The 7,585-nt window shown below is 53.3% G+C and carries 4 protein-coding genes and 2 pseudogenes; 4 read left to right on the top strand and 2 right to left on the bottom strand.

Annotation, left to right across the window (positions count from 1 at the left end; translation table 11 throughout):
• Nucleotides 1–706 (bottom strand): hypothetical protein (locus tag KBY97_RS14485; protein WP_255148034.1); only part of this gene is annotated, 706 nt, incomplete at its 3' end.
• A gap of 3 nt (nucleotides 707–709) precedes the next feature.
• Between KBY97_RS14485 and KBY97_RS14490 the strand changes: the two genes are divergently transcribed.
• The 4 genes and pseudogenes from KBY97_RS14490 to KBY97_RS14505 all read left to right on the top strand — a co-directional run bounded on the left by KBY97_RS14490 (nucleotide 710) and on the right by KBY97_RS14505 (nucleotide 6,853).
• A complete protein-coding gene (locus KBY97_RS14490; protein ID WP_255148036.1) occupies nucleotides 710–1,648 on the top strand; it encodes a hypothetical protein in 939 nt (312 codons plus the stop codon).
• Nucleotides 1,645–2,961: a sulfotransferase family protein gene (locus tag KBY97_RS14495; RefSeq protein WP_255148039.1), complete on the top strand. Its 1,317-nt coding sequence runs from the start codon at nucleotides 1,645–1,647 to the stop codon at nucleotides 2,959–2,961. Before KBY97_RS14490 ends, KBY97_RS14495 begins: the two co-directional genes overlap by 4 nt.
• A 746-nt stretch (nucleotides 2,962–3,707) precedes the next feature.
• Nucleotides 3,708–4,759, top strand: a pseudogene (locus KBY97_RS14500) (IS5 family transposase).
• Nucleotides 4,760–5,830: 1,071 nt separating this feature from the next.
• Complete coding sequence (locus tag KBY97_RS14505; protein WP_255148041.1) at nucleotides 5,831–6,853, top strand: hypothetical protein; 1,023 nt, start codon at nucleotides 5,831–5,833, stop codon at nucleotides 6,851–6,853.
• 436 nt (nucleotides 6,854–7,289) lie between these two features.
• Here KBY97_RS14505 and KBY97_RS14510 read toward each other — a convergent pair.
• Nucleotides 7,290–7,585: pseudogene (locus tag KBY97_RS14510) on the bottom strand (transposase); the annotation flags it as partial.

Raw genomic sequence — 7,585 nt, forward strand, 5'->3', positions numbered from 1 at the left:
CCTCCAGTGACAACAGACGGGCCTGATGCTCTTCCAGCTGCTGCTGGCGCTCCGCCAGTTGCTCCGCTCCGGCTGCCACCTCCTGCCGCGACTGCTCCAACGCTGCATGCACCTGGTGCAGTTGATCCTGGTGGCTCCACCAGACATTTAGAACCTGATCAACCAGCTGGCTGGGCAGAAGTCGTTGCGCGTAGTTGGTATCCGCCGGGGAGTGGGCCAGCTCAGCTTGGAGTTCTAGGTCAAGGTAACCATCAAGCAACTCAGGTGTAAGCTCGATGAGTGACCTAAGGATGAGCCCCTGAACGGGGTCCCACATTCCCGGAGGGGTACCACTAGCACTTGGGCATGCATGTTCTCCTCTTGCCCAGCCCGCAATCGCCTCAGGATCTAGACCTAACAGACGCCAGTCGGATATGAGTCGATGTGCGGATCCATGCAGCCGCAAAAGTTCATAACCAGCCGCAACAGATGACTGATCGACGCGATCGGTAAAAATGAGATCAGGTGTACTGTACACTAGCACGCTTCCTGGGGGAAGCTGCTCAAGCTGGCCAGCAAACCGCTCCAAGCCAGCTGCTGCCAAATGTTCATGGACCTTGCCGCACAGGGCAAACGGGGAAGACCAGTACAACAAGTCGCTGCGAATCACATCCCAGCACTCTACGAAGCCGCAGAAGCCCTTAAGCTTTCCAGCCGTGGGCTTCACGGAATGAACGATCCTGCTCCGCTTCGCGTTCTGGTGGGGGTGAGCCGGTTGCCGAGCGACCCGGATCAGGCCACTTTGATTGTCAATGCAGAAAACGAGCAGCTCGATGAGCTGAGGCAGCAGCTCAACAGAACCCAGAGCGCCTTCCCTGTGGTGCTGAGTCAGGCCGTACTGGCCGGTAGTCACCAGGCTGAAGTCGTCTGGTTTCGCTACAATGATTCACGTCTAAACGGGATTATCGGACCTGAGCGTTGGAAGCTCGAATACCCCAATATTCAACTGGATCGCCAGGAGATCATCCAAGCAACCACCCTGTCCCAGATTCTCAATGAATGGCCTGCCGCCAATGATGGGAAAAATGGGATTGATCTTACTCTTACTCAGTGCGACCCCATTGAAGCCCTCTGCGGAGCAGGCGAGTGGTTGCAACGAATCGAACGCATACAACTTCAGGGTCCTAGGGTAAACATACTCTGGGAAGAAGCATGTAATGCCTGGTTGCAGCAGCGTGGATACCGAAGGGATCCTCAGGTACAGCTGGGATGGGTTCGTGATCCGGTGGCGGCGCAACTCATGCGTCAGCAGGCGGAAATAGAGACGCTGCGACAGCAACATGAGAGCGAACTTAAGCTACATGCCAGACGCCAGCAAGAATTGGTGATGGCGTTACGGCACGTTTTTCCATATACCGCGTACCGAGAGAAAAGGCCTGACATGGCGACCTACAAGGACGAAGATCTCCTGAATCACTTCGTTGTGCACGGCATACGAGAAGGGGTAGATCTGCAATTCAGCGGGGTACAGAGCGAACTACAGCAATTGCGGGCTGGAAGAGCCGATGATGCAAGCAGGCTGGAACTATTAGCAAGCAAGTCTAGACAAACAGCGCAACATCTTGAGTTACTGAAGGAGATGTTCACACGCCTGATGGTCAACCCATGAGCGGCAAAGTTCTCAGCAAAGAGCCTACTATTCTAGAAGCCTTGCAACTACAGGCACAGGGTGCGTGGCGATCCTTAGATCAACTAAGCCAGCAGGGCACCGCATCCAAGAAATCACTTGCCGAGGCTCTTCTCCGTGCCCTATGCACCTCACCACTGCAGGAGCCTGATAGTGGACGAGCTAGCCTTTTAGCACTGAGTCACCACGCCCCTCGGTCAGCCTGCGCGATTGCCCTCAGTCGAAGCCTGCTGGCGCTGAGCCAGGAAAACATTCTCACAGGCCAAAACGAAAGCGCCTGTGCAACAATTCGCCAGGCCATTTCCAGCAGCATCAACGCAGTCGTGACGGCTGGGATTCAAGTCGCTACTCCCTGGCATGATCACCTACTTGACCAAGCTGAAGATCTCCGGCAGATCCTTGCCAGCCAGCTCGACCTGGCCTTCGCAAAACAGCGCGGGAACCTCCCAGCCCAGTTGATCTTGGTGCTCGGAATGCATCGAAGTGGCACATCAGCCCTCAGTGGATTACTGGTGCAGGCCGGTCTCGATGCGCCACGAGATCTGATGCCAGCCACCCCAGCAAATCCGAGCGGCTACTGGGAATCGATGGGTGCGATGCAGCTGAACGACAAGATGCTGAATCATCTTGGTAGGGAATGGGCAAGCGCAAAGACGCTGACAGGCCATGGTTGGGAAGTGAACCAAATCGCAGCACGCGAGTGGCGAATCGGTTTACTGAACCTTTTGTGCACAAGCTTCCCTGCCGGCGGGCATGCATTGCTGAAGGATCCAAGACTATGTGTGCTACTGCCAGGGCTGCAACCCTGGCTCGAATCTGGACTGTTCTCTTGCGTGGTCTTTCTCCCAGTTCGCCACCCCGCAGAAGTGGCAGCATCACTTGAGGTGGCAGAGGGTACCCCGAAGAAGCAGGGGCTTCTACTTTGGTTGGGACATGTGTTCCAGGCCGAACGGCACAGCCGCGGGTTGGACCGAGTGATTGTCGACCACTACCAAATGCTGGCTGATCCAAAAGCCGTGCTTAAGCGGTGCAAGAAGACCATTGAAAGGGCAGCCGGAGGGATGGAATTGAAGGAAGGGTGGCAAATGAACGCAACCAGCATCATTAATCCGCGGCTGCATCGGCAACGAGCTGACTCGGAGATCCCAGGTTGGGTGATTGATGAGGATGCTGAGCTCTGGTTCGAACTGGCAATGCGTGTCCACACTGTTATGGTGGAGCCAAAAGACAGCGAACGAGAACGGATGACATCAATGGATAGACTTTGGCGTCAATGGACAACGCTAGCTCCCTGATAATGCGTGAAACCAGGATTGTTGACCTGTGTACCAAGCACAATAAGCTGAGGCCTGTAGACAAGACGGATTTGAAGTTGCGATCCCCCACTGGAACGAACAAGGCAGAGGAATCATCAAGCAGGCGCAACAAGCAACAAAACGAAAAATGAGGCGCCGCATCGCCTCAAGGATACGAAATAGTAGATCCGGTATTTGCGAAACACAACCCCTCGAAGACGATGACACAATCAAGTAGCAATGCGAAAGCGAATTATTGCGAAGCAGTTCTCATGCCGCAAACAACCTCAGGATACCCGATGCAGGCAATACTCTCGACACCTACAACACCACACCCGCATGTGCATTGTCTTAACATGAAGCATAGCATGTAACAAGACACATACGCAGCAACAAACCGAGCCTACTTGACATAGATTGAGGTAGCGAGCAAGAAGAAGGAAGTCAGGGGATGTCAAAGAAAAAGCCGAGGTGTAGACCTGGGGACGCAAGACAACTCACCCTTATGCTCAAGGGCTAAAGGCAATAACCGAGAAACACAACAGCGCAACTATAATCGCCAAGGCATTGCCCATGCAAAACAAGCGAATCTTGGGCATCATCTCACGGAATTCAGCTGGGAGAAGAAGGATCAAGGACTTGAACAAGGCAGTGACAACAAAAGTCACTATCGACTAGGGAAACTCTGGATAACCCGGCCAAACCACGCGACAAAGTCTCTGTGATCGCCTGGTATGGCTGGGTTCATGGGCGGCAAGCAACTCGGTTACCGCTTCGCGGAAGGCTCCGCCTACGGTGATTACGAGCAGACCACCGCTAGGAAACGCACCAAGAGGGAGCGTTTTCTTGGCCAGATGCAGGCCGTTGTTCCCTGGAAGGCGCTGATCGATCTGATTGAGCCCTACTACCCCAAGACCGGTTCCAAAGGCGGCCGCCCTCCCTACCCGTTGGAGACCATGCTGCGGATTCACCTGATGCAGCAGTGGTATGACCTCAGTGATCCAGCGATGGAGGACGCACTGATCGAGGTGCCGACGATGCGCCGGTTTGTAGGCATTGACCTGATCAGCGACAGGATTCCGGATGAAACCACGATCCTCAGCTTCCGCCATCTATTGGAGAAGCACGACCTCGGTAAGCAAATCTTTGAGACGGTGAAAGCTCACCTCAAAGCCAACGGCATGGCCATGAAGCAGGGCACGATCATCGATGCCACTTTGATCGCAGCTCCCAGCTCCACCAAGAACAAGAAGGGTGAGAGGGATCCTGAGATGCACCAGACCAAGAAGGGGAACGAGTGGTATCACCGCTTCGCGGAAGGCTGCGCCTACGGCATGAAGGTCCACATCGGTGTGGACAAGGACAACGGCCTGATCCACTCGATCGAAACGACCTCTGCCAACGTGCATGACCTGACCACTGCCTCAGAGCTCCTGCACGGAGGGGAGACGGTGGTCTACGCCGATTCCGGCTACCAAGGGATTGAGAAGCGAGAAGAGATGAAAGGCAAGGCCATCGGCTTCCGCGTCGCAATGCGGCCGGGGAAGCGGCGGGCTCTACCCGATACACCGGAAGGGCGGCTGGATGATCTGATCGAGACCGCCAAGCCGCAGGCTTCTGCTTGCAGTAGGCTCACATCCGCGCCAAAGGTGAGCATCCATTCCGCGTGATCAAGCGGCAGTTCGGCTTTCAAAAGACCCGCTTGCGCGGCATGCTCAAGAACAGCTGCAAGGTGAATGTGCAGGCAGCCCTCGCAAACCTGTTCATGGCTCGTCATCTGTTGCTATGCAAGACGTGAATATGGGAGACGTGTGCCTACCTGGGTGAATATTGCCCGGAATTGGTCGAGATTTCTGCCAAAAGTTGGCGAGATCTGGCCGAATGACGCTCGATCTGCGCTGAAGCTTTCCACCACAATCAAATGACGCTCAAGCCGCTCTATACGGGCTTGTTGCTCAGAGCTTCCCTAGGTAAGCAATGACATCGACAGCACTCAGGTGCTTTAACTGAATGTAAGCTGACAGAAGTCATTGAAGCGGGAAAGCCAGCGTCATTCCAATGAGCTTCGTGATAAAAGCTCCATCCACGAAAGGTTCGCTACACAGACAGGAGGTGTAAGCATGTCGAAGGTTTTTTTTGTAGCCATAACGGCTGGAATTATCCAGAGTAACCAAGAGCAAGGATATAGGAACGCAACCAACAAGGCTATCCGATGAAACCAGCCAATAGGAAGAACAAATTGGCGAGAACACGACTCGAGAGTCAGATCGAGGCCACGGACGAACCACGTTTAGAATTTGGCGAAATCATGAACCAAGAGAACATTCAACTGAAGAGATGATTCAGGCATGGAGAACAGACACGAGAGCGTCCTTGAACATGGGACGGCGATTCACTACGCAATGGAGAGGCCACGAAATAGAGAAGGCTCCGCGAGGGTAGCGTGTTAGCATTCAAGAGGATGAGTAGGATAAATGCGTCACATCCACCTGACCACGACCAGCTCAGAATTTCAACCCCAAAACGAAGGAGGATCCATTCATTGAATTCAGCGATCAGCCTCGAAAAGGCAACGACGGGAGGGGGCTTGATAAGCTCCGATCAGGGCGATATGCTTACCGTGACAAGGATAAGTCACCCAAGTGGCGACCATCATGACGCCATATATTATATGGCAAGCATTTTTAACCGCTAGATTGCGCTTCCCGGGTACAGAAAATGCGTCTAACCGCTGCGGCCATCCATCCATCCACCAAATCTCATACAATCATCAGATAAAAGGAAAAGACTTTGTGGTTACTTGAATAATCCGACATTGAGTTCCTTGCCCTCCGACCAACTCCTTCCCCACTCACCTGACTTTTCCCAGATGTCTCGTCTCTTTGTCCATATTGGTACAGGGAAAACCGGCTCAACAGCAATACAGAATTATCTTCTGAATCATCAGGAAGACTTGGTTGCACGAGGCATCCATTATTGGGGCATAAACCTTGAGCATGCGCCGACAACTCATCGCTTTCCATGGCAGGATCAAACCGGGACCGGCACTTTGCAGCGCATGGGAATACCTCAAGCTAAAGAGGAAATGGATCAGGTCCTTCGCGAGGCTTTAGCAACCCTGAAGCCTGGACATGTGGCAATATGGTGTAATGAATCGATTCACGAGCGGCCAGATCTATACATACCACTGCTGCAGTCATGCCATCTCAACCTGGGAACAGATGTCAGCCTATTTGCGTATGCCAGAAATATTAGAGATTACTCTTTATCAGCCTACAAGCAGTGGGGGGTCAAACACAAGACCAACCCAGGCAGAGTCCTTGGGTTTTCTGAATGGGTTAACCATAAGCGAAATTATCTCTCGTATGGCAGAAAACTGAGTCACTGGGATCAGGCGTTTCCAGAGTCTTTTAATATCATTAATTACGACATCCTGCCAGATGTAACCCACGACTTCATTTCAAGACTGCCAGGTTGCGGTGAATTAATTCCGAAGAAGAACGCGAACAGAGTACATGCTTCCCCAGCCGACGCTCCCTTTGCCCTTTACGCACTCTACAACAATCAATTTGCGGATCCAGTGCTACCAAACACGATCACTTCTCTGCTCAGCCGTTATAGCTTACTAAACTTTTCAGCAAAAGTTGACTCTCTTTCCCAATATTATCCATCATCTAAGGAGTTGCACGCTGCCACAATGCTTCTTGAAGGTGACGCCAAACTGGTCAATGCCATGCTAGAACGCCATGGACAGCCGACACTGTCATCAGAAGATTCTGTCAAGTCCGCTGACACAGTCAGCGAGCAGAGCATTTCAGGGGGAGTGATTTCACTGCTGCTAAGGATTGTCGTTGAGCAAGAAAAACGAATTGAAGCGCTTGAGCGTCGCTGACTTGCCATACCGCAGTCACACTGGATCGGATTCCAGCTGGACCGCGAATTTTGGCCAGTTTAACTCAAACTTCCATTTGCAAGCATTGCAGGTGCGCGCATTGCTTTGCTCATTTACTGAAATCCCCAATATGGTTTCTGCAGCTTAAGTCGGGTCTACTGAAAATGGCTGATCCAATGCGGCGCAGCTTGTTTCAGCAATCGAGAGTCGATAAACTGGCCTCGATCAGGGCAATCAACGATTGCTACAACTGCTGAAAGTCGCAGATGTACCGGAAGCACCATAACGGGCAGATCTCAATCGAGGAGTTCCATGTGCCTTTCGGCGGCACATTGGATCCGGAGAACCGCTGGGTGCTCTTCTCCTCACTGATGCCATGGGAAGAGCTGGAAACAACCTGCGCACCTCAGTTCAGTCCCAGGGCTGATTCAAAGTCTCAGCAAGTGGCTGATTTCGGTTGTCGCCGTGCCATCTCCAGCAGTGTCGTGATGTCGTGCATCACCGCCTGCATCCCGGCTCGAACCGACTGAAAGCCGGCCAGCCGCAGCAGGTTCAGCGCCGCGGTGCGCAGCGTGGCAATGGCTCCGGCGCCATTGCCACGGTAACGGTGGGCGTCCTCGTGGAGCTGGGTGTCGCGGATCCAGTGCCAGCCCTCAATGCTCCAGCGGTCCCGGACCAGTTGCAGCAGCGCTTCTGGCGTGGTGCGCAGGCTGGTGAGGAACAGGTGCTGCG

The organism is Synechococcus sp. ATX 2A4 (assembly GCF_024346375.1).
GTDB lineage: Bacteria > Cyanobacteriota > Cyanobacteriia > PCC-6307 > Cyanobiaceae > MW101C3.